27 protein-coding genes and 1 pseudogene are annotated in these 24005 nt (G+C 68.1%); 17 read left to right on the top strand and 11 right to left on the bottom strand.

Annotation, left to right across the window (positions count from 1 at the left end; all coding sequences use genetic code 11):
• Positions 1–29 precede the first annotated feature (29 nt).
• From ctaD to AB0H87_RS00765, 4 genes are all read left to right on the top strand, one after another.
• Positions 30–1778, top strand: coding sequence for a cytochrome c oxidase subunit I (ctaD, locus tag AB0H87_RS00780; protein WP_360137344.1), 1749 nt, complete (start codon positions 30–32; stop codon positions 1776–1778).
• A gap of 231 nt (positions 1779–2009) precedes the next feature.
• Positions 2010–2582, top strand: coding sequence for a TetR family transcriptional regulator (locus AB0H87_RS00775; protein WP_360137341.1), 573 nt, complete (start codon positions 2010–2012; stop codon positions 2580–2582).
• Between the two features lie 47 nt (positions 2583–2629).
• On the top strand, positions 2630–3481 hold the full coding sequence (locus AB0H87_RS00770) for an alpha/beta hydrolase (protein ID WP_360137338.1): 852 nt from the start codon (positions 2630–2632) through the stop codon (positions 3479–3481).
• Between the two features lie 930 nt (positions 3482–4411).
• Entirely contained in the window at positions 4412–6070 is a 1659-nt protein-coding gene (locus AB0H87_RS00765) for an alpha-amylase family protein (RefSeq protein ID WP_360137335.1), read from the top strand.
• A 37-nt stretch (positions 6071–6107) separates the two neighbouring features.
• On the opposite strand, the gene AB0H87_RS00760 is transcribed toward AB0H87_RS00765, so the two are convergent.
• The 4 genes from AB0H87_RS00760 to AB0H87_RS00745 all read right to left on the bottom strand — a co-directional run bounded on the left by AB0H87_RS00760 (position 6108) and on the right by AB0H87_RS00745 (position 9403).
• Positions 6108–6617 carry a DUF4334 domain-containing protein gene (locus AB0H87_RS00760; protein WP_360137332.1) on the bottom strand — a complete coding sequence of 170 codons (510 nt, stop codon included), beginning with the start codon at positions 6615–6617 and terminating at the stop codon, positions 6108–6110.
• A gap of 456 nt (positions 6618–7073) precedes the next feature.
• Positions 7074–7574 carry a hypothetical protein gene (locus tag AB0H87_RS00755; RefSeq protein ID WP_360137329.1) on the bottom strand — a complete coding sequence of 167 codons (501 nt, stop codon included), beginning with the start codon at positions 7572–7574 and terminating at the stop codon, positions 7074–7076.
• 260 nt (positions 7575–7834) lie between these two features.
• Entirely contained in the window at positions 7835–7969 is a 135-nt protein-coding gene (locus AB0H87_RS00750; RefSeq protein WP_360137326.1) for a hypothetical protein, read from the bottom strand.
• 465 nt (positions 7970–8434) lie between these two features.
• A complete protein-coding gene (locus tag AB0H87_RS00745) occupies positions 8435–9403 on the bottom strand; it encodes a DUF5937 family protein (RefSeq protein ID WP_360137323.1) in 969 nt (322 codons plus the stop codon).
• A gap of 89 nt (positions 9404–9492) precedes the next feature.
• Between AB0H87_RS00745 and AB0H87_RS00740 the strand changes: the two genes are divergently transcribed.
• The 4 genes from AB0H87_RS00740 (at position 9493) to AB0H87_RS00725 (ending at position 13210) form a co-directional block, all read left to right on the top strand.
• A complete protein-coding gene (locus AB0H87_RS00740) occupies positions 9493–10704 on the top strand; it encodes an MFS transporter (RefSeq protein ID WP_360137320.1) in 1212 nt (403 codons plus the stop codon).
• 41 nt (positions 10705–10745) lie between these two features.
• Complete coding sequence (locus tag AB0H87_RS00735; protein ID WP_360137317.1) at positions 10746–11576, top strand: LLM class flavin-dependent oxidoreductase; 831 nt, start codon at positions 10746–10748, stop codon at positions 11574–11576.
• Positions 11577–11853: 277 nt separating this feature from the next.
• Positions 11854–12327 carry an HIT family protein gene (locus tag AB0H87_RS00730; RefSeq protein WP_360137314.1) on the top strand — a complete coding sequence of 158 codons (474 nt, stop codon included), beginning with the start codon at positions 11854–11856 and terminating at the stop codon, positions 12325–12327.
• Between the two features lie 472 nt (positions 12328–12799).
• Positions 12800–13210 (top strand): hypothetical protein, encoded by a 411-nt coding sequence (locus AB0H87_RS00725; protein WP_360137371.1) that lies wholly within the window; start codon positions 12800–12802, stop codon positions 13208–13210.
• A 113-nt stretch (positions 13211–13323) separates the two neighbouring features.
• Here the strand turns inward: AB0H87_RS00725 and AB0H87_RS00720 are convergent.
• From AB0H87_RS00720 to AB0H87_RS00710, 3 genes and pseudogenes are all read right to left on the bottom strand, one after another.
• A pseudogene (locus AB0H87_RS00720) lies at positions 13324–13512 on the bottom strand (transposase); the annotation flags it as partial.
• Positions 13430–13810: a hypothetical protein gene (locus AB0H87_RS00715; protein ID WP_360137311.1), complete on the bottom strand. Its 381-nt coding sequence runs from the start codon at positions 13808–13810 to the stop codon at positions 13430–13432. The gene AB0H87_RS00715 and the pseudogene AB0H87_RS00720, both read right to left, overlap by 83 nt.
• A gap of 144 nt (positions 13811–13954) precedes the next feature.
• Entirely contained in the window at positions 13955–14683 is a 729-nt protein-coding gene (locus tag AB0H87_RS00710; RefSeq protein ID WP_360137308.1) for an ATP-binding protein, read from the bottom strand.
• Positions 14684–14739: 56 nt separating this feature from the next.
• Here AB0H87_RS00710 and AB0H87_RS00705 point away from each other — a divergent pair, with 56 nt between their 5' ends.
• Together AB0H87_RS00705 and AB0H87_RS00700 are read left to right on the top strand one after the other, a co-directional pair.
• Complete coding sequence (locus AB0H87_RS00705) at positions 14740–15435, top strand: alpha/beta hydrolase (protein ID WP_360137305.1); 696 nt, start codon at positions 14740–14742, stop codon at positions 15433–15435.
• A 68-nt stretch (positions 15436–15503) separates the two neighbouring features.
• Positions 15504–16166, top strand: coding sequence for a TRIC cation channel family protein (locus tag AB0H87_RS00700; protein ID WP_360137302.1), 663 nt, complete (start codon positions 15504–15506; stop codon positions 16164–16166).
• Between the two features lie 73 nt (positions 16167–16239).
• Here AB0H87_RS00700 and AB0H87_RS00695 read toward each other — a convergent pair whose 3' ends face one another.
• The gene (locus AB0H87_RS00695; RefSeq protein WP_360137299.1) at positions 16240–16854 is read right to left on the bottom strand and encodes a helix-turn-helix domain-containing protein; all 615 of its coding nucleotides are present in this window, start codon (positions 16852–16854) and stop codon (positions 16240–16242) included.
• A gap of 125 nt (positions 16855–16979) precedes the next feature.
• Between AB0H87_RS00695 and AB0H87_RS00690 the strand changes: the two genes are divergently transcribed.
• From AB0H87_RS00690 to AB0H87_RS00675, 4 genes are all read left to right on the top strand, one after another.
• Positions 16980–17666 (top strand): SDR family NAD(P)-dependent oxidoreductase, encoded by a 687-nt coding sequence (locus AB0H87_RS00690; protein WP_360137296.1) that lies wholly within the window; start codon positions 16980–16982, stop codon positions 17664–17666.
• Between the two features lie 94 nt (positions 17667–17760).
• Positions 17761–17889 (top strand): hypothetical protein, encoded by a 129-nt coding sequence (locus tag AB0H87_RS00685; RefSeq protein WP_360137293.1) that lies wholly within the window; start codon positions 17761–17763, stop codon positions 17887–17889.
• A 14-nt stretch (positions 17890–17903) separates the two neighbouring features.
• Positions 17904–18803, top strand: a complete 900-nt coding sequence (locus AB0H87_RS00680; RefSeq protein ID WP_360137290.1) for an ABC transporter ATP-binding protein — start codon at positions 17904–17906, stop codon at positions 18801–18803.
• A gap of 20 nt (positions 18804–18823) precedes the next feature.
• A complete protein-coding gene (locus AB0H87_RS00675; protein WP_360137287.1) occupies positions 18824–19543 on the top strand; it encodes an ABC transporter permease in 720 nt (239 codons plus the stop codon).
• A gap of 38 nt (positions 19544–19581) precedes the next feature.
• Here AB0H87_RS00675 and AB0H87_RS00670 read toward each other — a convergent pair whose 3' ends face one another.
• The gene (locus AB0H87_RS00670) at positions 19582–20127 is read right to left on the bottom strand and encodes a helix-turn-helix domain-containing protein (RefSeq protein ID WP_360137284.1); all 546 of its coding nucleotides are present in this window, start codon (positions 20125–20127) and stop codon (positions 19582–19584) included.
• Between the two features lie 142 nt (positions 20128–20269).
• Here AB0H87_RS00670 and AB0H87_RS00665 point away from each other — a divergent pair, with 142 nt between their 5' ends.
• From AB0H87_RS00665 to AB0H87_RS00655, 3 genes are read left to right on the top strand one after another with little or no spacing between them, the layout of a single operon-like run.
• Positions 20270–21166: an SDR family oxidoreductase gene (locus tag AB0H87_RS00665; RefSeq protein WP_360137281.1), complete on the top strand. Its 897-nt coding sequence runs from the start codon at positions 20270–20272 to the stop codon at positions 21164–21166.
• Between the two features lie 53 nt (positions 21167–21219).
• A complete protein-coding gene (locus tag AB0H87_RS00660; RefSeq protein WP_360137278.1) occupies positions 21220–21369 on the top strand; it encodes a hypothetical protein in 150 nt (49 codons plus the stop codon).
• Between the two features lie 22 nt (positions 21370–21391).
• Positions 21392–21526 carry a hypothetical protein gene (locus AB0H87_RS00655; RefSeq protein WP_360137275.1) on the top strand — a complete coding sequence of 45 codons (135 nt, stop codon included), beginning with the start codon at positions 21392–21394 and terminating at the stop codon, positions 21524–21526.
• A gap of 156 nt (positions 21527–21682) precedes the next feature.
• Here the strand turns inward: AB0H87_RS00655 and AB0H87_RS00650 are convergent, their stop codons facing one another.
• Together AB0H87_RS00650 and AB0H87_RS00645 are read right to left on the bottom strand one after the other, a co-directional pair.
• Entirely contained in the window at positions 21683–22579 is an 897-nt protein-coding gene (locus AB0H87_RS00650) for a transposase (protein WP_360137272.1), read from the bottom strand.
• 303 nt (positions 22580–22882) lie between these two features.
• Positions 22883–23623, bottom strand: a complete 741-nt coding sequence (locus AB0H87_RS00645; RefSeq protein ID WP_360137269.1) for a class I SAM-dependent methyltransferase — start codon at positions 23621–23623, stop codon at positions 22883–22885.
• Between the last annotated feature and the right edge of the window lie 382 nt (positions 23624–24005).

Below are 24005 nucleotides of genomic sequence, written 5' to 3'. Positions count from 1 at the left end.
TGGTTGGTGGACGACCCCGGGGGCCCGCTTTGACGTCCGTAGTTCCAGAGCCGATCGTCACGCGTCCATGGCCGGTGCGGGATCAACCGCGGGGCAACGCGCTCGCCCGTCTGATCCGCACCACGGACGCGAAGCAGATCGGCATCCTCTACCTGACAACGTCTTTCGCGTTCTTCGTCGCCGCGGGCATCATGGCGATGCTGATGCGCGCCGAACTCGCCCGGCCGGGCCTGCAGTTCCTGTCGACGGAGCAGTACAACCAGCTGTTCACGATGCACGGCACGGTCATGCTGCTGCTGTTCGCGACGCCGATCCTCTTCGCGTTCGCCAACTTCGTCGTGCCGCTGCAGATCGGCGCGCCGGACGTCTCGTTCCCGCGGCTCAACGCGTTCGCGTACTGGCTGTACCTGTTCGGCGGCTCGCTGGTGATGCTCAGTTTCCTGACGCCGAGCGGCGCGGCCGACTTCGGCTGGTTCGCCTACACGCCGCTGAGCGACGTCGAGAACTCGCCCGGCGTCGGGGGCAACATGTGGGTGGTGGGCCTGGTCATCTCCGGCCTGGGCACCATCCTCGGCGCGGTCAACATGATCACCACCATCGTCACCCTGCGGGCGCCCGGCATGACGATGTTCCGGATGCCGGTCTTCACCTGGAACATCCTGATCACGAGCGTGATGGTCATCCTCGTGTTCCCCCTGCTCGCGGCCACGCTGCTCGCGCTCGGCGCGGACCGGATCCTCGACGCCAAGGTGTACGAGCCGTCCACCGGGGGCCCACTGATGTGGCAGCACTTGTTCTGGTTCTTCGGCCACCCCGAGGTCTACATCATCGCGCTGCCCTTCTTCGGCATGATCACCGAAGTCATCCCGGTCTTCTCCCGCAAGCCGCTGTTCGGCTACAAGGGCATGGTCGGCGCGACGGTCGCGATCGCGGCGCTGTCGATGAGCGTGTGGGCGCACCACCTGTTCGCCACGGGCCAGGTGCTGCTGCCGTTCTTCAGCTTCCTGAGCTATCTGATCGCCGTGCCGACCGGAATCAAGTTCTTCAACTGGATCGGCACCATGTGGCGCGGACAGCTCACGTTCGAGACACCGATGCTGTTCGCCATCGGCTTCCTCGTCACGTTCCTACTGGGCGGCCTCACCGGTGTGCTGCTGGCCAGCCCGCCGGTCGACTGGCACGTATCCGACTCGTACTTCGTAGTCGCGCACTTCCACTACGTGCTCTTCGGCACGATCGTGTTCGCCGTCTACGCCGGGGTCTACTTCTGGTTCCCGAAGATGTTCGGCCGCATGCTGAACGAGCGACTCGGAAAGATCCACTTCTGGCTGACCTTCATCGGCTTCCACACCACGTTCCTGGTGCAGCACTGGCTGGGCAACGAAGGCATGCCCCGGCGGTACGCCGACTACCGCCCGGCCGACGGGTTCACCACGCTCAACACGATCTCGACGATCGGGGCATTCGTCCTCGGCGTTTCGATGTTGCCGTTCATCTTCAACTGCTGGAAGGCCTACAAGGCCGGTCCCGTGGTGCTGGCCGACGACCCGTGGGGGCACGGCAACTCGATGGAGTGGGCGACCTCCTCGCCACCACCGCTGCGCAACTTCGACCGGATGCCCCGCATCCGGTCCGAGCGCCCCGCCTTCGACCAGAAGTTCCCGGAGCTGGCGGCCGGCGCACAGTCCATCGCGGGGCCGCCGGAGGGCGGCGCCAAGCCGTTCACCCGGGAGTCGGACGGCGGCGCCTCCTACCCCGAAGACACACCGCGGCGCTGACCGTCCTTGGTTACGCGGTCCAGGTCGCGTTCCCCGTCCAGTCCGCCGGCCTCGCGCGTGGACGCAGCCGCGAAGCGAGTTCCTGGTCGGTGACGCCGAGATGCAGCAACCACATCCGATCTGCAAGTCGGACAGCGAGATCGACATACGCACCCTCGCGCGATCCCGTTAGACAATTGTCTAGATCGAACGCATTAGGCGATCGCCCAAATCCCTGGTACGGTCTGTCGCATGGGAAACCGCGAAGCCCTGCTCGCCGGCGCCAAGGAGTGCCTGCGGCAGAAGGGATATGACCGCAGCAGCGTCCGGGACATCGCCGCGGCGGCCGGCGTGAGCATGGCCGCCATCGGATACCACTACGGTTCCCGCGAAGCCCTGCTCAACCAGGCGCTGTTCGAGCTCCTCGACGAGTGGGGCGACTCGATGGGCCGAGCCCTGCGCCCCGACGCCGACGGCTCCACCAAGGCGCACTTCGCCCAGCTGTGGCAGAGCCTGATCGACGACTTCACCGCCCAGCCCGACCTCTGGCTCGCCTCGGTCGAACTGTTCATGCAGGCCCAGCGCCAACCCGAGTTGCGCGAGGCCCTCGCTGCGGGCACGGCACAGGGCCGCCGCGGCATGGCGGCGATCCTCGAAAGCGTGCCCGAGGACCAGGTCTCCGATCAGTCGGTACGCACGCTCGGCAGCGTCCAGATGGCCCTCATGTCCGGCGTGATGATCCAGCACCTCAGCGACCCCGCCACGGCGCCGACGGCGGAGGAAATCCTCGAAGGGCTCCGCGCCCTCGCCACACTCGCCGACTGACACCGAACGTCCGTCGCCATCAATCACTTTGTAGGAGAAGACTCAGCATGACCGCTCAGACCCTGGAACAGCACGCGTCGGTGAGTTCGGTGAACTCCGCGGACGGCACGCCCATCAGCTACCGCAGCACCGGAACCGGCCCCGGCCTGATCATCGTGCCCGGAGCGCTCGCGCTGGCCGCGGATTTCGATCCCCTGGCCGCGGCCTTCGCCGGCCGGTTCACCGTGCACACGATCGAGCGGCGCGGCCGAGGTGCCAGCGGGCCGCAGGGAGACAACTACAGCGCCGACGCCGAGTGCGCGGACATCGAAGCGGTGCGCGCCGCGACCGGGGCACGCTTCCTCCTCGGGCACAGCTTCGGCGGGTTCCTGGCCCTGGAAGCCGCGCTCAAGACCAACGCCTTCGACCGCATGGCGGTCTACGAGCCGGGCGTCTGCATCGACGGCTCGATCCCGATGGACTGGGCCGAGCAATGCCAACGACAACTCGACGCGGGCAAGCCCTTCGAGGCGTTCCTGACCTTCGTCCAGGGCATCAACCCGCAGACCAGCGGCAAGGCCCCGCGCTGGCTCCTGCGCGCCATCATCCCCCTGGCCATCAAGAAGCACGAACGGCAGCAGAAGTACGCCCTGCTGGCGGGCACCATCCGCGAACACGCCGAAGAGGCGCGCCGAAACAACGACTACCGCAAGTACGCGGGGATCACCATGCCGGTGCTCCTGATGGCCGGCAAGGAAGCAGACAAGACCGGCGCGGGTCGGGCACCAGGTCGGCTCAAGGACGTCCTGCCCCAATCCGAGCTGACCCTGTTCCCAAAACTCGACCACTTCGGCCCCGAGAAGGACCCCGCGGCGATCGCCGCCACCGTCACCGCTTTCTTCCTCGGCGTCCCACGTTGAGCACCACCACGCACGAGTTCGCCGGACCGACGGCACGCGCTCATCCACTACGAGGTCACCGGTTCAGGACCACCGAGGGCTGGATGCTTCGCAGGAGCCCGACCATGCCGCCACCGATCGAAGTCCGACGCGATCATCGTGGGTGCATCCGCTTCCGCCGCCGAAGCTGATGCGCTACCGGGTGACTTCGCTCGATCGGGCCTGGGCTTGGTCTTCGGCCTGTCCGAGCCAGCTGGGGTACCAACGTTTGAAGCCCATCGGCTCGGCGGCGGAGCAACCCGAATTGACGGCCGGTTCAGGGCCGGCTCGAGGTGGATCTGGCGGCCTCGCCAGCGCGAGGCGCCCGGCGAGATTGCCCGGCACGTAGTCGTAGCCGCAGCTACAACAGGTCTCCGAATCTTCACGAACGGTCCCACGGTCGACACCACCACATCGCCGGGCCTGGTTAGACGCGCAGCGGCTCGGGTTCGGCGTCGGCGAGGGCCGTCTCCAACTCGGTCCCCGTCGGCTGCTTGCGAGCCGGGCGCAGCGCTCAATCGGCCTGGATTCCAGCCCGCTAGCACCGGTCGGGCGCCGAGCGCGACCATCTCCTCCACGACGAGCCCTCCTAGTCGACACCCTTGCGGTCGTCGGCCGGTTTGCGCGGGAGTGAAGTGCGGGTATGACGGTGCCTGCGGCAGCCCGGCTCAAGGAGGATCGGCGTGGGAATCGGGACAGTATCTTGCTGATCGCGGTCGGTGCGGGCGTGACGATGGCCGCGCTGACCCGGACGTGATCGCCGCCTTGGCGCGGCTGCCGTGACGTACCTCCGCGGCCTTGTCTGTCTTTCGTAAATCGCCTTCGTGCTGAATTCCCGTGCCGATATGGCCATCGTTGCTCGGTCCATAATGGAGACGTGGTCGGCCGGGCTCGAGGTGAAGGAACCCTTCGTTGACTGACCGGTGGTACCGCAATGCGGTGATCTACAGCCTGGATGTGCGTGCGTTCCAGGACTCGAACGATGACGGTGTCGGAGACCTGCGCGGGCTGATCAGCCGCGCCGACTACCTCACCCGGCTGGGCATCACGGCGATCTGGCTTTCGCCGATCCATCCCAGCCCTTGGCGCGACGGCGGATACGACATCACCGACCACTACAACGTCGACCCGGCGTTGGGCAGCCTCGGTGACTTCGCGGAGCTGATGAACGTGGCCGACGAGCGCGGCTTGCGGATCATGTTGGATCTCGTGGTCAACCACACCAGTGACCAGCATCCGTGGTTTCTCTCGGCCTGCGAGGACCCACGCTCGCCGTACCGCGACTGGTACGTGTGGTCGCAGGAGGAGCCGGCCGACCGCACGGAGGGGATGGTGTTCCCGGGCGTCCAGAAGGAGACATGGACCTACAGCGACCAGGCCGGAGCCTGGTACCACCACCGGTTCCACGACTTCCAACCCGACCTCAACACCGCCAATCCCGAGGTACGCAAGGAGATCTACAAGATCGTGTCGTTCTGGGGTCGCCTCGGCGTGAGCGGGTTCCGGATGGACGCGGCCCCGTTCGTCATCGAACGCACTGGCGTAGGCACGGACCCGAGCGACCGGGACTACAGTCTGCTGACCGAAATGCGTGAGAAGACCTCCTGGCGGCGTGGCGACGCCGTCTTCCTCGCCGAGGCCAACGTGCCGCACGACGAACTGGAGCTGTTCTTCGGCAACGGCGACGGCGCGGCCACGCGGCTGCAGATGCTGTTCGCGTTCCGGCTCAACGAGGCCCTGATGCTGTCCCTGGCACGCCAGGACCCGACCGCGATCAAGGAGGCCCTGGCGAGCCTTCCGGCTTTGCCGCGGCACGGTCAGTGGGCGACGTTCCTGCGCAACCACGACGAGGTTGATCTGTCCGGCCTGCCGGCCGAGGCGCGGCAGGACGTGTTCGAGGCTCTCGGGCCGGACCGCCGGCACCAGATCTACGGCCGAGGGATCCGCCGTCGACTCGCGACCATGCTCGACGGTCGCCAGGACCGGCTACGGATGGCGTACAGCCTGCAGTTCACGATGCCCGGGACGCCTGTGCTGCGCTACGGCGACGAAATCGGGATGGGCGAGGACCTTCGTCTACCCGAACGGGACGCGATCCGCACCCCTATGCAATGGTCGGACACGCCCAACGCCGGTTTCAGCGAAGCCCCGGCGGACCGGCTGGTACGACCGGTCATCGACGAGGGCGACCACTCCTATCGCCACGTCAACGTCACCGATCAGCGCCGCGATCCCGACTCGCTGCTGACCTGGTTCGACCGGATGCTGCACACCCTGCGCGAATGCGAGGAGATCGGCGTGGGCGAGCATCACGTCGTGCCTGTCGACGCGACCGGCGTCCTCGCGCACCGCGCCGACGCAGCCGCGGGCTCGGTGGTATTCGTCCACAATCTCTCCGGCGAGCCCGCCCGGGTCTGCCTGTCCCACACGCCCGACGACAGCGGAAACGGACAGAAACCCGTCGAGGTCTTCAGCAACCGCGAGTACGAGGAGCTCCGCCTGGACGACCTGGAGGTGGACCCGTACGGCTACCGGTGGATCCGGCTGCGCCGGACACACGCACGCTGGTAGCAGTCACCGTCCCGAACGGAGCTCGGCGGCTCGTTGCTCACCGATTCCCGCCCGACCCCGCCGGCTCTTCACGACTCAGGACGAATAGGAAGGGCTTTTCGAGGCCGCGCATGTCCATGGCTCCGACGAGGATGTCGTCGTCGACCTTGCGGAACACGTCGTGGATCGGCAGAGCGTCGTAGCACATCGTGGCGGTTACCACGCCGCGGTACTCGGTCAGCCGCAGGCGCGCCTTCGGCTTCCCGGTGGACACGAGTGGGCGGATCACCGAGAAGATGCGCTCGGCGAACGGCGCGTGCAGCAGTCGCGGGTGGCGGATCAGCGCCAGTGGCACAAACGCCGGGTTGACGCCGACTCGCCGCCCGCCACCGGCATCGAAGATGAGGGGGTGAGCCTCATTCGGGCCGACGAAGCGCTTGCCCCGCCAGCCAAGGTGCTCCAGCATTCCGTCGAGCAGATGACCGGTGGCTAAGCCCTCGCCATGCCATGACCCGATCATCTCGTCGAGGCTGACCGTGTCCAGACTGTCGTAGAAGGCGAGCGCCACCTCCAACGTTGTCCCTTGCTGCAGCTCGCGCAGACGCGCCCGCAACCCATGTCGGTCCGCGGCTGCGCCACCATGCTCATGCGTACTCCGGCGTTGGTCCATGCTCACGGCGTCCCTCGTTTTTGACTCAGCGTTCTCCGTCGTCGGCGCGTCGTGGGGTGCCGAGCTGACAAGGAGCGTTGAACGGTCTCGCGCACGAGATAGCCGCTGCTCGAAATCGGTGCGAGCCGTGTCGTCCCAGCGAGGAACCGATCTTTCGCCACCCGCATTATCTCACCCACCCCGACGCCCGCGCTGCGCACCGGTCCGGCCGTCCGAACATGATCCAACCAGCACCAGATGTGACGCTCGATCGCGGCCTGATGTCAAGGCTCTGCAACGCCGATGCGTCAAGCTGTGACCAGTCATCCGGCTTCCCGCTATCCTCGCGCGTGGACGCAGTGCGAGGCGGGCTTGCTAGTCGGTGACGCCGAGGTGCAGCAGCCACATACGGTCTGCCGCTCGGACAGCGAGGTCGACATACGCTCCCTCGTACCGGCCGCGGCATTCCACCGTGACGGACCACGCCTGCGCATCGTGCGGCCAGAGCCGACCCAGCAGGGCGACGGTCCAGTCGCCGAGGGCCTCAGCGAGCTCGCGTGGCGGTGATCCTCGCACCCATGTCTCCTCGGGCCGCCAGGGAATGAACAGTCCGGGCAGCGACTCCCGGGTCACCTCCAACCACGAACTGACCGGCCCAAGGCGCGAGACCCGGCAGTCATCAGGCAGCAGCGCCGCTACCGAGGCGACCACGTCGTCGCCGGCAAGCGGACCTTCGGAGAGGGTGAACGTGCACGCGTGGTTCAGCTCATCCAGCACGTCCTCAAGCACTCGCAACGCGTCTCTGACGATGTCGGGAACCAACTCCAGCCGCGCCTCTCGCGCTGCGCCGAAGGACCGCCAATCGAAGACTGTCACGGCGTCCACGTTAGTGAAACCTGCAAGACGCCCGCGAGGATGAGCCTGCGCGTCGCCGGCGGAGCCGCTCAGCCGTCACGTCGGCGCGCGTAACCCCCGTCTCAAGTGCAGGTGACTGGGCCCAGCCGCCGCCTTCCCGCACGCCGGGCTTGCTCAGATAGAACGCCGGCATCCGGCAAGCCCGGCGCACGCGCGGACGACACCCTGGCTCCCCCTCACCCCGACAGGAGTTAGCAGACGGACCTCAGGGTCCTTCCTCGTTACTGAGCGGTGCCGATGAGTGCGGCGATGAGGCCGTACTCGATCGCGGTGGCGGCGGATGCCGCTGCCTGCCAGGACACGATCGTGAGGACGGCGACCGCGGCGATCGTGCTGAGCCGAGTCATGATGCGCATCGGACCTCCTTGGCGCTGGACTACGTGATTTCCTGCACCTGTTATTCGGAGCGGCGGCGTCGCACGGATGGCACAACGGGGCATCGATTTCCGCAGCGGCATAAGGACCTTTTATGCGCTCCGGGTCGTCGGCGTGCTGGAGTGCGCCCGGCGCGCTGCCGTTCCCTCAACAGCGAGGGTCTCTGAACAGACCTGCGCCAGAAGGTGCGTCGACGTCAGGGCCGCCCAGCGCTACGGGATATGGCCACACGCACCTTGTCTGACCTACATCGCGGAGGCAGCGTGGCACCGGAGCTCCGGCCGGGCGACGGTGCGCCGTACGGGAGGACGCCAAACCGTCGGAATCCCGGCCGGACATCGCACCGGTGTGAGGCGAGCTGTCACGTTGGACCATGCGGATTGGACACCGCATCCAGCTGGGGTTCATTGCTGCGGCGCCGTTCCGCGACGCTCATCGGCTGGCGTTCACGAGGACGCCGGGCCGGCACCGATGCCGGTCAGCAGATCGGCGAGCTCGGTGCGGCGGTAGAGGACCGTCTTGCCGACGCGGTGTCCCTCGGCCAGGCCGGTGCGGTGCAGCAGCCTCAGGTGCTGGCTCACCGCCGAGGGCGTCACGCCGAGCTCGGCGGCGAGGTCGCCGGTCGTACGGCCGTGACCGAGCCGTTCCAGGATGCGGGCGCGGGGGGCGCCGACGAGACGGCTGAGATCGTGCGGCGACGGGGGCGCCACCACGGTCCACAGATGTCCTTGCCCGCGCGGCGGGTAGCCGACCAACGGGTCCGCGCCGACGTCGTACGGAATGACGGCGTGTGGACCGAACAGCGTTGGCTGCAGCACGAGTCCGCGGCCGTCGACGTGCTCGGTACGGCTGGGATCGCTGACCCGGTCGACGCGCAGCCGGCCGTCCTGGTAGCTGATCGCGGGACCCAGCTCGTCGAGCATTGCGCCGGTCCCGTGCCGGGTGATGACCTGCCCGCGGTAGGTGATGTCCGCCGACAGGATCGTCCGCATACGGGGCCAGTACGGCGCCATTGCGGTACGCCAGTAGTCGCGGAGCGCGTCGACGACCTTGGTGATGCCGTGAGGACCGGCCAAATGGCCGGGCACCTCGTCGTTGACCGCGGCCAGTTGCCGGTCGAACGTGTCCCGGTCCACCGTGGCGACGACGTCGAGCTCGTCGTCGAACTGGGTGAGCGGGGAGGTGGGACGCGGCGTGAGGAAGTCGGGGCTGCCCATCGTGGCGTTGACGAGCAGGCGGAGCACATCCCAGTCGAGCGAGCCGAGCAGCGGCTGTACCGCGCGCACCCAGGGCAGTTGAAGCGGGAAACGGCCGGGGTCACGCAGCGCGCGCAAGGACAGAACGGTCTCCATGGCCGGCGAGACCGCGAACCGCACCTCTTCGAGATCCTGCGCGGTCAGAACGTACGTGAGCATGGCCGGTGGTCACCCCGCAGACCTCTCTCGATGTAGCTTCAGTCTAAATCGTTGCCGGGGACCGCGCCGATGGGACCAGAGTCGCAGTCATGACGGCCACTGCGACGACTACCGCGAACGCCGACGCCCGGCCCCGGGCCGGGCAGCTGGGGCTGCTCGCCCTGTGCTCGGCCGTGGGCGTCGGCACCATCTACTTCCCGCAGGCGCTGATCGCCGACGTGACGACGTCGCTGCACGTTCCGATCGATCAGGCGGCTCTGGTCGTGACCGCCCCTCAGGCGGGATACGCCTTGGGCATCCTCATCCTCGTGCCCCTGGCTGACACCGGCGTTCACCGGCGGCTTCTCCTCGCGCTGTTCCTCGGCACCGCGGTGTGTGCGGGCGTGGCGGCCCTCGCTCCGTCGCTGTCGGTCCTGCTCGTCGCGTCATTGCTGATGGGGTGCGCGGCCGTCGCCGCTCCGGTGATCGGCCCGTACGTGGCCGACCGGACCGGCCCGAGCCGGCTGGGCAGTGTCAGCGGCGTCCTGCTCAGCGCCGCGATCGCCGGCATGATCGCCTCTCGCGCCGTCGCCGGGCACCTGAGCCAGTACTCCTGGCGTTACGCGTACGCCGCCGCGGCGGTTCTCGCGGTGCTGTGCGCCATGGCGGTGTGGTCGATCGTGCCCCGTCCCGCGGCGGTGACGCCGCTGAGCTTTCCCGGGTATCTGCGGCGACCTGTCGACCGACTGCTGGCCGGGCCGGACCTTCGCCGATCCGCGTTCTATCAGGCCTGCGTGTTCGCCGCCTTCACCGGGACCTGGGCCACGCTCGCGATCACCCTGCGCCAGGACCACAACCTCGGCGCGACGGCGATGAGCTGGGTCGGTCTCGTCGTCGTCGCGACGATGGTGGTCGTCCCGGCGAGCGGCCGGGCCGTGGACCGCTGGGGCCCGGAGCCGGTGACGACCTGGGCGCTGGTCGGGACGCTGGTCGCGGCCGGGCTCCTGGCCGGAGCCGTCGTGCGTGGCACGGCCGGGCTGGTCTTGCTGGTCGCCGGCGTGCTGGTGCTTGACGTCGCCATGCAGACCGGGATGATCGCGAACGTCACCCGCATGTACCGCTGCGGATCCGGGGCGCGCAGCGCGATGAACACCGCCTACATGGTGTGTGCGTTCCTGGCCGGCAGCCTCGGATCGTGGGTGGCGGTGCGCTTGTATCACGCCGCGGGCTGGTGGACCGTGCCCGTCATGGCGGCGATCCTCGCCGCTGTCGCGGCCGTCGTCCACGCCACCGCTGTCCACACCCGGCAGGCGCACGGTTGACAGCCTGACGACGCTCCGGAGACGTTCACCCACACACACGATTGCCCTACGACGAGCACACATGCGACGAAAGGATCCAGACGATCATGCGATTCGCGATCAACCTGCCCCCGTTTGCTCCGCCGGCGACACTGCTCGAACTGGCCGTCGACGCCGAACGGGCCGGCTGGGACGCGGTCTTCTTCTGGGACCACATGACCTGGCTCCCCGAGAAGCGACTCGACGTGCACGATCCGTGGGTACTGCTCGGCGCCGTCGCCACCAACACCGAGCGCGTGCTGCTAGGCACCATGGTGACGCCGCTCGCACGGCGGCGGCCGTGGAAGGTCGCGAAAGAGCTCACCACCCTCGACCACCTCAGCGGCGGCCGCGCCGTTCTCGGTGTCGGGCTGGGCGCCCCGGCGGACGCCGAATTCGAGGCCTTCGGGGAAGCGGGAGACGCGCGACGGCGTGCGGCGGTGCTCGACGAGGGCCTGACGGTTCTCGACGGACTGCTGCGCGGGCCGGTCGACCACGACGGGAAACACTTCACCGTGCAAACCGAGATGCTCCCGCGCCCGGTTCAGCGGCCTCGCCCGCCGATCTGGGTCGCCGGTGAGAGCCCGCATCGCCGCCCACTGGAACGCGCCGCCCGGTGGGACGGATTCGTCCCGCTCCCCAGTGCTGAGGCGCTCACCCCCGACCGGCTCGCGGCCTACCTCAGTGGCGTCGAGCGTCCGCCGGCCTGGGACGTGGTCGCCCTGCACCTGGAGGGAGTGCGCGCCGACGAGTACGCGGCCGCGGGCGCCACCTGGCTCGTCGAGGGCATGAACCCCGACGGCGACTGGATCGACGATCTTCGCGCATTGGTTCGTCGCGGCCCGCGCGCCTGACGGCCGGGGCCGGGCCGGAGGGCCGCTCAACTCGGAGCTACATCGGCTGGGAGCGGCCCCCGGTCCCAACGCCACGCTGTCTCAGCGCGAGGCCGCCCGCCACCAGGCAGGTCGCGCCGATGCCGGCCATCACGACCCATCCATTCGTGACCGGGTCGTGTACTTCGTAAGCGCGGGCCCACCATGACGCGGTTTGCGCCGGTAGGGGAACTCAACTGGCCCGACCAGTGTCCGGTCGGGTCGCCACCGGGTGTTCACCTTGACCTAAAGGAGTGTGATGTTCAACCACGCGCCACCTGACTATGTGTGTCCCTTCTGCCGACTGGCGCAGGGTGGCGAGGACGAACATCGAAAGCAGCATGACGTCGTGAAGCGCGACGAACTGGCCACCGCATTCGTCTCGCCACGATGGTGGCCGAAGAATCACGGTCACGTGATGGTCGTGCCGAACGCTCACTACGAGAACCTGTATGACCTGCCGAATCGCTACGGGCACGCAATCCACGACCTGGCACGCGAGGTCGCGATCGCGATCCGGCAGACCTACGGCTGCGATGGAACCTCTTTGCGGCAGCACAACGAGCCCGCCGGAAACCAAGACCGGTGGCATTACCACATGCATGTCTTCCCACGGTATGCCGGCGACGACCTCTACGTCACCCGCCCGGAGCAGGACTTCGCTCCGGCGGAGCTGCGCTTGCCATATGCGGAGAAGCTACGCGAGTACTTCGAGTCGACGGCACCGAACTGATCCGAGGCGGGCCCAAATCAGTGCCTGGACCGCGCGAGGGCGAAGCATTTTGTGGCCGCAAGGCGTCCAGCTGCGGACGACTCAGCCGCGCCGCGCCCACCTGCGTCGGCGGGATTAAAGGGTGCATCCCAGCAAGGTGGACCAGGGACGCGCACCGCCGTGCCAGAGGCTTCGCCTGCCGTTGCAGAGCTGCCAGGTGGCGGCAGTCCACATCACGGCTCCTTGTGTGGCGGGGAGTGTTTCGTCCCGGACTGGGTCCGGCAAAGTCGGCCACTAGACTCCGCGCATGCAACATTGCCGACCTTCCTTCACAAAACGCACAGCGATCGGGGCGCTACTGCTGGTCTCGGCCTTGGCCGGCTGCGGCTCCAAAGCGGAATCATCCGCCGATGCCACGTGGTCGAATCCTGACACCGCCGCTACCGCGACCACCTCCCGTGCTGCTTCCCCTTCCGCATCCTCCTCCCCCACCGTGGACGAGTCGCGGAAGGCGGAGGCGGCGCAGAAGCCCAAAGTGGCACAGAAGCCCAGAGCGCCACAGAAGACGGAGGCGCCGAGCGGAGGCGGCACCAAGTACCCGGGCTGTGCCGACGGCGACTGCCAAGTGTCCTTCTCCGGTTCGGTCGAGTTCTCCCTAAGCAGGTGGAAGGTGTCGGCCTACGTGGAGGATGGCGGTGTCAGCGTGCGACTGATCAAGCCCAATAGCATGGGCGGCGGTGGCGGCTTCATGGCAGGGCCCGGGTGCACTGTGGAGGTACACGCCGACGGCGGCGGGCGAGTCGGATGCGACCGGCCCAGAGCCGAGCCCGAGCCGGGAGGGTACGTCGTACACCTGCTGGAACTGGACGGGAAAGCCGCCGTCATCCGAGCGATCCTGGGCTGACCGTGAGGATCGCTCTCGCACCCTGACTGTGCCGGGCTGTGGTCTGGTGGCCGTGCGTGTGACATTGGTCTGATTGGCTTCGTGCCTTTGAGTCGACTTGTCCACGCACGGTCATCGCGCTGCCACATGCGGAACAGGGCATACACCGCCGACCAGGATCCGTACTGCGGTGGCACGTCCCGCCACGGGGCGCCCACCCGGATCCGTTACCGGATCGCGTCAATCAACCGCCGCCTGCTCCATGGCGACGGTCGACCCGGCCGCTTCGGCGCCGGCAGCAACGGCACCAGGATCTGTCTCATCGACCTGACGGGCTCCTAGGCGCCCACCGCCTTCCGGGTATGCCAGGCAGCGCTTCGAGATGTCGGGCCAGCTGCCGCCCAGGGTGTCGACCGCCGCGAGCGCCGCGGGTTTCTTGTCGCGCAGCAGCGCCTCGCTGAACGACAGCATTTTCTTGTGGCCGTACCGGTCGGCGATGCAGCGGATGTAGTAGAAGCCGATGCCATAGGCGCCGTCGATCTCCCAGTCGGTCGCATCGTCATTCGGCGTGACCATCGCCGGGTCCCCTGCGAAGTGTTTCTCGCGCAGGTAACGCCGCACCGCCTGCCGCCCGCCGTAGGCGGCGTTGCCGCGGCCGTCCCCACTCGATGTGTTCGGCGATGCCCTCGGTGGCCCACCAGATCGCGCCCTGGAACTGGTTGTCGTCGCGGCCGGCGAGCGTCGCGACGTGTCCCTTCTCGTGCTTCAGCGTCGCCGCCGGCGATCGCGTCGAGGCGGAGCACGATGTCGGATCGTCTCTCCGTGGCCGGTATGGCATCGCCGACCACCCAGTCCTCGAGGTCGCCTCCGAACCACTTCTGCCATTCCGTTAGGCCGGCGAGGTAGACGATGCAGCGGTGCTTCGTGCAGGCCCGCGAGGTCCGTCTCCGACAGCCCGCCCAGGTGCAGCTCCGGTGTCAGACCGAGCGGAACGCCGGAGGTCACCAGGACGGCGGTCGGTGCCGTGGCGAGTCGGGACGCCAGCCGGGCGAGCAGCTGCACGGCCCAGCCACCCGACCGGTCGACATCCTCGATCAGCAGCACCCGGCCAGTGCCCGCGGCGAGGTCTCGTGCGGCCCGGTCCAGATCCGCGGCGGTGGGTTCGTCCGGCAACTGCGCCGCACCGACGTCGCGCAACAGCTGGTTCCACATCAGCCGGCCCGTGTCCGTGCCCACCCCCGAGGCCCGGAACGCGGTCAGCTTCCGCCGATGGGCCGACGCCGCGGCGGCATCGGTGAGCGTCGTCTTCCCGGCTCCGGCCGGCCACGTCAGCACCAGAAGCCCCCCATTGCCGCGCTCGGCCCGGTCGAGCAGCTCCTGCACGGCAGCCAGTTCGCGCCGACGTCCAACCGGGGTCACGTGCCCAGCCTCCTCGAACTCTTGATGCGACGTGCGATGTGCAATATATTGCACGTCGGAGGCGGCGACTGCCAACTCTCAAGATCCGCCCCGACCACCCGCCCGGAGCGGCTGACGGAAGGACGAGCCTCATGAGCACCACTGGTCAGGAGATCAAGAACGTCGTGTTGGTGCACGGCGCGTTCGCCGACGGTTCGGGCTGGCGCGGCGTGTACGACAACCTGACGGCCCGCGGCTACCGGGTCACGATCGTGCAGAACCCGCTCACCTCGCTGGAGGACGACGTCGCGGCGACCACGAGAGTGCTCGACCTGCAGGACGGCCCGACGATTCTAGTGGGCCACTCCTGGGGCGGCACGGTCATCACCGAGGCCGGCGTTCACCCCAAGGTCGCCGGACTGGTGTACGTGTCGGCGCTGGCGCCGGACGCCGGCGAGACCACCGCCCAGCAGTACGAGGGATTCGCTCCGACGCCCGACTTCGTCATCGACGTCGAGGACGGATATGGCTTCCTCAACCACGACACGTTCAAGGCTGGGTTCGCCGCGGACGCCAGCGACGCCGACGCGGCCTTCCTCCGCGACGCGCAGGTGCCCATCAACATGGCGGTGTTCGCGGCGCCGGTGAAGAACGCCGCCTGGCGAGACAAGCCGAGCTGGGCCGTCATCGCGACGGAGGACAAGGCGTTCGACCAGGCGATGCTGCAGTACATGGCCAAGCGCATCGGCGCGCGGGTCACCAACGTTCCGGCCAGCCACGCCGTGTACGTGACGCAGTCCGGCGTGGTCGCCGACGTCATCGCGACCGCCGCGGCCACCGCGCGCTGAACCACGTCCCTGGGCCGGCTCGTGCGCGTCCGGTGAGCCGGCCCCGAACGCCCCCGGAGTGTGACCGCATGTCGAGCACGCCGTTTCAGGTGGCACTGTGGATCGAGCTTGTCGCCGCAGGTCTCGGCGGCCTGCAGGGCGCCCTGTTCGCGGCAGGAGAAAGACATCGCCGCATCGACGTGCTCGGCGTCGTCGTGATCGGGCTCGCCGTCTCCGTCGGCGGAAGCCTGCTCCGCGACACGGTGCTCGATCAGCCGCCGGTCGTGATCTGGAAGAACTGGTATCTGCTGGTGGCCGGCGCCGCAGCCGTCCTCGGCATGATGCTGCACCCCGCGCTCGGTCGAGCGGGCCGGCTGATCACCGTGCTCGACGCGGTCGTCATGGGCCTGTTCGGCGCGATCGGGGCCTCGAAGGCGCTGTCGCTCGGCGTCGGGGCGGCCGGGGCGCTGGTCGTCGGCGTCATCGCAGCCATCGGGGGTGGAATGCTGCGCGACGTCATCCTGAACCTGCCGGTCTCCTTCCTCCACGTCGGCACGCTCTACGCCGTGGCCGCCGGTGCCGGCGCTGGGACACTCATCCTGCTTGCCGAACTCGGCACCCCGACCGTGATCGCGGGTCTGACCTGCGTGGCCGTGACCACGTCCGTGCGTCTGGCCGCCGTTCGCTTCGGGTGGACCTTCCCGACCAGCGTGCAGGCATACCGCGGGCGGCCGAAGGCGCCGTCGGACTGACTTCGGGTGACTGCCTGGGCCGCGTCCGATCCGCCGTCGCGACCCTTCTGCGAGCCCGCGAACCCCGGCATCGTCAGTCGCGGGGACGAACGCTGGTGAGCGTTCGCATGGCGATGTCGACGGAGGCCTGGAGGTCTTCACGGCTGGCGCCGGCCGCGGCGTGGACGGCGTGGCCTTCGCTGAGCGCCATCACGAATCGGGCCAGCGCCCGGGCATCCATGCCGTCCGGGAGGTCGCCCTCCTCGGCCGCGCGGGACAGCCGTTCGTTGAGGGCGTCTTCGGTGGCGGCCCGTCCGGTGGCAAGGATCTCGGAGATCCGGCCGTTCTCGGGCGAGCAGGCCAGGCCTCCCTGGACGGAGAGGCAACCCGCCGGGTGATCGGCGGCGGTGAGACCGTCGGCGCTGGAGCGCAGGAATGCTTCGACGGCGGCGTACGCGGTGGGTTGTGCGAGTGCGGCGCGAGCCCTCGCCACCTGGGCCGCGTGGTAGCGGGCGAAGGCGCGCTGGAACAACTGCTCCTTGCTACCGAAGGCGGCGTACAGGCTCGGCCGGTTGATGCCCATCGCGTCGGTGAGGGTGCTCAACGACGCACCCTCGTAGCCGTGCCGCCAGAAGACCTCCGTGGCGCGGTCGAGGACCGTCTCCTCGTCGAAGGCCCGCGGTCGTCCGGTGGTCGTGGTCCCAGTCATCGCCCTAGCCTACCGCTCGGTACAAATCGTGATCCAGGTCTCCTACCGAGCGGTACAGAACTTGCTAGGGTTGCGCTCGAACCGAGCGGTACAAAACGCGGTGCCGCACATCGAGGAGGAAGCGCATGACCATCACGCTGATCACCGGCGCGAACAAGGGCATCGGTTTCGAGACCGCCAAGCAGCTCATCGAGGCCGGCCACACCGTCTATGTCGGCGCCCGTGACGTCGAGCGCGGCGAGCAGGCCGCGGCGGCGCTGGGCGCACGGTTCGTGCAGCTCGACGTGACCGACGACGCGTCGGTGAGCGACGCGCTGGCGACCATCGACACGGTCGAAGGGCGGCTCGACGTGCTCGTGCACAACGCCGGCATCCTCGCCGACGGAGTCGTCGACGGACCAGGCGCCTTGCGGGCCTTCGACACCAACGCCGTCGGGATCGTCCGCGTCACCGAGGCGGCGCTGCCCCTGCTGCGGAAGTCCTCGAACCCCACGGTGGTCACCGTGTCGAGCAGCATGGGGTCCTTCTGGGCGGTCACCAACCCGGAGCGGCCGGAGTCCGGCATGCCGCTCGCGCTCTACGCCGCTTCCAAGTCGGCCGCCACCATGCTCACCGTCCAGTACGCCAAATCCCAGCCGGGCATCAAGTTCAACGCCATCGAGCCCGGCACCGCCGCCACCGACATGACCGCCGCCTACGGCATCGGACGGTCACCGGTGGAAAGCGCCAGGACCGTCGTCCGCCTGGCCACGCTCGGCGCCGACGGCCCGACCGGAACCTTCCAGGACGAGTTCGGGCACCTGGGCTGGTAAGGCACCGTGATCCGGCGAACAGTCCTTGACCCTGTGCCGAGAACACGGTGTTGATTCGGCGGAGCTGCGACCACGGGGAAAGGAATCAGCGGACATGAGGACCACATCGCTCGGCGACCTCGACCTCGTCGTCCTGGCCTGGCTGCTCGCCCAGGGCGACGCGGTCCGCCCCACGGACGGCTCGCGGCAGCTGCGAATCGTGTGCCGACCGGATCCGAGGTAAGGGAGCGCGCCGGCATGTCACGTACATCTCCCGTCATCGAGGTCGATCGGCTCAATCTCGCGTACGGCGAACTCCAGGCGGTGAAAGATCTGTCCTTTGTGGTCGAGCGCGGCGAGCTCTACGCGCTTCTCGGCACCAACGGGGCGGGCAAGACCTCGACCCTGGAGATCATCGAAGGACACCGTCACGCGTCGTCGGGAACCGTGCGGGTGTTCGGCAACAGCCCGACGGACCGGCCCGCGGTGCGACCCCGGATGGGGATAATGCTCCAGGAGAGCGGCTTCGCACCCGACCTCACCGTCTCGGAGACCGTCCGGCTGATCGGTCGGCTCAGTGGGCGGTCAGACTCGGTCGACCGCGTGTTGGGCATCGTCGATCTCACCGGCAAGGCCGGCAACCGGGTGTCGCAGCTCTCCGGTGGCCAGAAGCGGCGACTCGACTTCGCCACCGCCGTCTACGGACGACCCGAGCTGATCTTTCTGGACGAGCCCACGACGGGGCTCGACATCCAGTCCCGCGACGCCCTCTGGGCCGCCGTCGAACAGCTCCGTGAAGACGGCTCCACCATCGTGCTGACGACCCACTACCTGGAGGAGGCGCAGCAGTACGCCGACCGCATCGGACTGATGCACCGTGGTTCTTTCCGCGCACAGGGAACCGTGGCGGAGCTGACCCGGACGCTGCCGGCCGCCATCCGGTTCTCGCTCCCGCGAAACGCCCCGGCGCCGCCGGTGCGTGCCGCCGCGCTGTCCGACGAGTCGTACCTCGTCGAGACCTTCGAACTGCAGACCGACCTCAAGCAACTGCTCGACTGGGCAGCTGCCCACCGGGTCGAGTTGCACGGGCTGTCCGCGGCACCCACCCGGCTCGACGACGTCTTCCGCGCCATCGAGACCGATCCGGTCCCGGCCTGACCATCCAAAGAGGAATCCCCATGCTCTCCATCGCCCGAAGCGAGCTTGTGCAGATCCTGCGCAACCGGGCCGTGCTGATCACCAACCTCATCATGCCGGTCGCGGCGAGCGTCTTCTTCGTCTACTACCGCGACGCTTTCGAGGGGGCCGGCGGTCTCGGCTACGTCGCAGCCGTCATCGTCTTCACCATCGGCGCGTTCGCCCTTTACACCACCGCCGTGACCACCCTGGCTTCCCGCCGACAGAACCTGTTCCTCAAGCGACTGCGGTCCACCGCGGCGCGCGATCCGGCCATCCTGTCCGGTCTCGTGCTTCCGGTCAGCGCGATCGCGCTCATCCAGGTGGTGCTGATCCTCGGCGTGTCCGCCGCGATCGGCGACAGGCCCGCCAACGTCCCGCTCCTCGCGGTGGCGATCGCGTCGACATTCGCGATGCTGCTCGCGATGGCGATGGCGACGGCCGGCGTGACGCGTTCTCCCGAGCACGCCCAGGTGACCACACTGCCCCTGAGCCTGGGCACCATCGCCGTGGCCAGCTGGGTCGGCATCACCGGCACCGAGAACCTCACCCTGGTCAAGCGGCTGCTACCCGGCGGATCGGCCACCGAGCTGGTCATGAACACCTGGAACGGTGGAGTGCCACTCACCGACTCGCTGCAGTTGCTGGCTCCGACACTCGCCTGGGTCGTCGTGGCGATCGCGTTCGCCTCGAAGATGTTCCGCTGGGAGCCGGGCCAGTGACATCCCGCCATCGTGCCCGTTGCCTGCCGCCCGGCCGGTCAACACTGCGTTGGTGTGCCCTGTCGGCTCGTCTCCCGTGGCGCTTCGAAGGAGCGCAGCATGTGCTCCACGAACCGGCGCGAGGCCGTCGCAGCAGCCGGCCACGCCGCCGCGATGACTCCCGCGTTCCCGGCCAGCAACAGCCTCAGATCGCCAACCCCGATCCCCGGCCGCAGCGACCCCGCCGCCTTCGCCTGGTCGAGCAGCACCGTCAGCGCCCGGTCGTACTCCATCCGCTCGTCTTCCAGCCCCCGCCCGCCGAGGATGGCCGCGGTATACCCGCGATCCACCACTTGGGTCGCGCACAGCCGCAGGATCGTGTCCCGCAACGCCCGGGCCGGGTCCGAGTCCCGCACCACCTGCCGCCACGACGCGGCGCACTCGGCGTGCTGATCCGCGTACGTCTCCGCGACCAGGTCGTCGCGCGTGGGGAATCGCCGGTACAGCGTCGCCACGCCGACCCCGGCCCGCCGCGCCACTCGCGCCATCGGCACCCCCGGGCCGGCCTCGGCGATCAGATCCCGGGCCGCGGCGATGATCCGCACCCGGTTCTCCTCGGCGTCGATTCGCATAGTGACCCAGTGTAACGATCGGGCCGCCACCTGCCCGTTTCCCGCGTGTTGGCCAACTCCGCCCCGTCACCCGCGCGAGCAAGTGGACCAACCCCGGACGCCGATGACTCAGTTGATGGCCGGGCATCCCGCGACGGTCGCATCGTTGGTCCGTACCGACGCGAACCGTGAAAGAAGGAAAGTTGTGGGAACACTGGCCGGAACGACCAGCCTCGTCACGGGGGCAAGCCGGGGCCTCGGGCGGGCGATCGCCAAGCGGCTCGCCGCGGACGGGGGGCTGGTCGCGGTGCACTACGGCAGGGACGAGGCGGCCGCCAAGGCCACCGTCGCGGAGATCACCGGGACCGGTGGCGCGGCCTTCGCCGTCGGGGGACGGCTCGGCGTCCCCGGTGACGCCGAGAACCTCTGGAATGCCGTGGACGCCGCGTTGGCCGAGCGCGGCGCGCCACCCGGCATCGACGTGCTCGTGAACAACGCGGCGATCGGCGGGGCCACACCCGCGCTGGGCGCCGCGCGGCCGGCTGACTTCGACGAGCTGTTCGCGGTCAATGTCAAGGCACCCTTCTTCGTGATTCAGCGCGGCTTGGATCGGCTCCGGGACGGCGGGCGAATCGTCAACATCTCGTCGGTGGTCACCCGGATGGCAGTGCCCGACGTGCTCGGCTACGCGATGACCAAGGGCGCGATCAACACGATGAGTGTCACGCTGGCGCAGGAGCTGGGCCGGCGGGGCATCACGGTCAACGCGGTGCTGCCGGGAACCACGGCCACCGAGGCGAATACGGCGTTGTTCGACGCGATGCCCGCGTTTCGGGCGGCCGTGACCGGGCTCTCGGCCCTGCGCCGGGTCGGGGAGCCGGAGGACGTCGCGGACCTGGTCGCGTTTCTGGCCTCGCCGGCGGCTCGCTGGATCACCGGCCAGGTGATCGACGCGTCCGGCGGGGCACATCTGGGCCCGAGTGCGCTGGAGCCCGGCAACCTTCAGGACGAGAACGCAACCTCCCGTCATTGAGTGGGTTCCAACCACAGGGTGTCGGATTGAACTTCGAGGCTCACAACTCGGTCATGGTCGAACAGTTCCGTAAACGGATGGGCGACCGCTCCCCCATCTGGACCGAGGTCGCCGTTGTTGCCCTGGGTGAGCCGGCCATGCGTGTGGAGATCCGCGTCACCGCGATCATCCCCGCGGTGACTGAGGGCCTGGAGCACCGATGACTGCCATTCGTCGTACGCCTCGATGCCGGATCTGATCGAGGTCGAGGTCGGTTTCGCCGATCCGCGGTTCGCCGTTCCGACGATCTCGCCGGACGGCACACGGATCGCCTACCTCGCCCTGCACCGTGGGCGGCAGGGCCGGCGATCGGAATCTTGACGTCCAAGCGATGACGCGGTGAAGCCGGAGGTGCCGGTGGCGCCTGGGCAGAGCCAAGGCGCCACCAGATGGACACCGGACCTACCTCGATGTGCCCATTGCCGGCCGTGGGGAGCCACGGTACTTCATCGAGACTGAGCCGATCCCGATAGACAATCAATGGGTTGCGTCGATTGGTGGCGCTTGAGAATCAACGGATGGTGGAGAATCGCTTGTCTCCGACAAGGTTTGAAATCTGATAACCATGTGAGGAGACAATTGCGTCGGTCCTCGCGGCCCGTGGCGACTAGGGTTCGGCACGGGTCCATCGATAGCAGACGCGCGCCCTAATCCCCCACCCTTCGGAGTCGACGGGTCCCGAATCGACGCGGCCTCAGCGGTGACGCCGCAGCGCGCCAAGGATCTGGTGGTGGTGCTCGTCGAGGTGTTCGCGGCCGGCGCGGACCGCGAACCGGGTGCGTCGCCAGTCCCGGCGCGAGGGCAGTCCGGGGCCGGTGCGGGTGCTTCGGCTCGGTAGACCGATTCGACGACTTCGTTGGTCCATTTGATGACGTGGAAGGGGTCGAGGCAGATCCGAGCCTGCGGGATTTGTTCCCGGGTGACGGGCAGGTAGATGCTGCTGCCGTCGAGGCTGATCGCTTCGATCGCTGCGGCCCTGTCGGAGCCGAGGGAGGTGAAGAACTGTTCAAAGGCGGCTTTGGAGCGTTGTTTGCCGACCCAGACGACGTTGCCGGTGTCGTGGTCGACGACGATCGTCAGGAACTTGTGTCCGCGTTTGTAGGAGATCTCGTCGACGCCGATGCGATAGAGGTGGCCCAGGCGGGCGTCGTCGATGTGGTCGGCGACGACGCGGGTGACGATGGCGTCGACGGTTTCCCACGAGCAGCGCAACAGGCGGCTGATGCCGGTCTTGTCCATCCGTTGAGCGAGCCAGGCGACCATGTTTTCGAAGTCGCTGGTGTGCCGCGCAGTGGGGCGAGCCCAGGGCACCTGTTCGGTTCGGACCCGTCCGCAGGCGCGGCAGTCGACGCGATAGATGTCGGCTTCACCCAAACCCGGCAGGCGCCGAAATCCAGATGCCGCCACTGCCGCCGGGAAGAGTCGTAAGGAGCGGCCATTCTCGCCCCGCACCGGCAGAGCAGCCGGCGCCGCCGTCGACGCAACCCGATGACGATGCCTTGATCAGTGAACGCCACCGTGTGCACCGAAGCGCCAGGCAGCTGCAGGATTCGGTTGAACGCCGTGGTTCCTCGCACGTCAGCTCAACGACCCGATCACGGCCGGCTGTCGCGTTCCCTAAACGCGATGCCTGCGGTCGTAGGTCGCGCATGATCGGCTGCAGAAGCGGATGTGGTCTTAATCGCTGCGGAAAGCTACGAGATCAAGGTGCTCGACGACGGGGAACGTTATGGCGCCGATAGTCGCGTCACGCTCCAGAGCGGAGCAGCCCTCCTCGAAGAGGTCGTCTGTGAGAGCGGCGAGGTTGCTCAATGATCGCGTTCGGACCTTGCCGACGAGTTCGGCCGCTGTGCTGGCGAAAACCTGCGTTACCGGGACCCGGTCGACAAGCGCGACACGGTGACAGGCGAGAACCTCGGCAATGGCCGGCAGCGCCAGGCTCACCGCAGCTCCCGGCTTCCACGCGTCCGGAAAGTAGCCAAACAGCGGCAGACGGTCCGCTGGCCCGAATCCTCCACGTAGCAGGAGGTGCCCCGATGGTCTCAGGACGCGCCGAAGGTTCGCGGCGAACGCCGGGAGATCGCCCACGTGATGGACCACCTGGGACGCCCACACCGCATCGAAAGCGTTGTCACGGAAGGGCAGAGCCTCCGCGTTCCCCGCAACCAGTGTGACCTGCGGATGGTGCACTGACCACGCGGAACGCATCGCGGCTGATGGCTCGCACGCGATCACCGCCGCTCCACAAGCCTGTGCCAGCGCCGCGGTGAACCGTCCGGTGCCGGCACCGATGTCAAGCACAAGACCATCTGCCGAGGGCAGGTACGGGCGAGCCACCGACATCCACCGGTCGACATCGACAGCCTTCAACCGCCGGCCGGTGCGATACTCGGCCGCCATCAACGCGTCGTAGGTCATAGCGGCAGTCGCCGACATCGAACACCACGCAGCCTGACGACCCTCACGAGACGACAGTATCCGGGTTATCGACTGGTCTACGGCTTACCTGCTCCGTCCTGCCGCTCCAAGCCACGCAGATTCACCTCAAACGGCCCACCCGCTCGGTGGCAGACCTACGCAGGTTCTATCTCTCACGGTGGTGGAACCGGCTGAGTTTGGGTCGTCACCAGTACGTGGTGGGGGACGGACTCCCCACACCTGACGACGAAGCTCGTCGAACAAGCTGCGCCAGGGACCTATCGCAACGAGGAAAGGTGGGCTGGCGGGAGATGTTCAAACTTCTGACCGAATCTCGCTAGCATCGTGCGGGCGTCACCAGATCGCCCGTCGGCCCGACGGT

Origin of the sequence: Asanoa sp. NPDC050611, assembly GCF_040654855.1 — a bacterium.
Classification (GTDB): domain Bacteria; phylum Actinomycetota; class Actinomycetes; order Mycobacteriales; family Micromonosporaceae; genus Asanoa.
Note: the sequence above shows the minus strand (reverse complement) of the source record. Positions and strands in the feature narration are given on the sequence as shown.

Excerpts from the sequence above, each read along its gene's own strand:
- AB0H87_RS00700 (WP_360137302.1), top strand. The coding sequence starts at position 15,504 with ATGTCGAGCACGCCGTTTCAGGTGGCACTGTGGATCGAGCTTGTCGCC.
- AB0H87_RS00675 (WP_360137287.1), top strand. The coding sequence starts at position 18,824 with ATGCTCTCCATCGCCCGAAGCGAGCTTGTGCAGATCCTGCGCAACCGG.
- AB0H87_RS00665 (WP_360137281.1), top strand. The coding sequence starts at position 20,270 with ATGGCCGGGCATCCCGCGACGGTCGCATCGTTGGTCCGTACCGACGCG.
- AB0H87_RS00645 (WP_360137269.1), bottom strand. The coding sequence starts at position 23,623 with ATGACCTACGACGCGTTGATGGCGGCCGAGTATCGCACCGGCCGGCGG.
- AB0H87_RS00685 (WP_360137293.1), top strand. The coding sequence starts at position 17,761 with ATGAGGACCACATCGCTCGGCGACCTCGACCTCGTCGTCCTGGCCTGG.
- AB0H87_RS00745 (WP_360137323.1), bottom strand. The coding sequence starts at position 9,403 with ATGCTCACGTACGTTCTGACCGCGCAGGATCTCGAAGAGGTGCGGTTC.
- AB0H87_RS00750 (WP_360137326.1), bottom strand. The coding sequence starts at position 7,969 with ATGCGCATCATGACTCGGCTCAGCACGATCGCCGCGGTCGCCGTCCTC.
- AB0H87_RS00695 (WP_360137299.1), bottom strand. The coding sequence starts at position 16,854 with ATGACTGGGACCACGACCACCGGACGACCGCGGGCCTTCGACGAGGAG.
- AB0H87_RS00660 (WP_360137278.1), top strand. The coding sequence starts at position 21,220 with ATGGTCGAACAGTTCCGTAAACGGATGGGCGACCGCTCCCCCATCTGG.
- AB0H87_RS00730 (WP_360137314.1), top strand. The coding sequence starts at position 11,854 with ATGTTCAACCACGCGCCACCTGACTATGTGTGTCCCTTCTGCCGACTG.
- AB0H87_RS00680 (WP_360137290.1), top strand. The coding sequence starts at position 17,904 with ATGTCACGTACATCTCCCGTCATCGAGGTCGATCGGCTCAATCTCGCG.
- AB0H87_RS00690 (WP_360137296.1), top strand. The coding sequence starts at position 16,980 with ATGACCATCACGCTGATCACCGGCGCGAACAAGGGCATCGGTTTCGAG.
- AB0H87_RS00770 (WP_360137338.1), top strand. The coding sequence starts at position 2,630 with ATGACCGCTCAGACCCTGGAACAGCACGCGTCGGTGAGTTCGGTGAAC.
- AB0H87_RS00705 (WP_360137305.1), top strand. The coding sequence starts at position 14,740 with ATGAGCACCACTGGTCAGGAGATCAAGAACGTCGTGTTGGTGCACGGC.
- AB0H87_RS00775 (WP_360137341.1), top strand. The coding sequence starts at position 2,010 with ATGGGAAACCGCGAAGCCCTGCTCGCCGGCGCCAAGGAGTGCCTGCGG.
- AB0H87_RS00655 (WP_360137275.1), top strand. The coding sequence starts at position 21,392 with ATGCCGGATCTGATCGAGGTCGAGGTCGGTTTCGCCGATCCGCGGTTC.
- AB0H87_RS00740 (WP_360137320.1), top strand. The coding sequence starts at position 9,493 with ATGACGGCCACTGCGACGACTACCGCGAACGCCGACGCCCGGCCCCGG.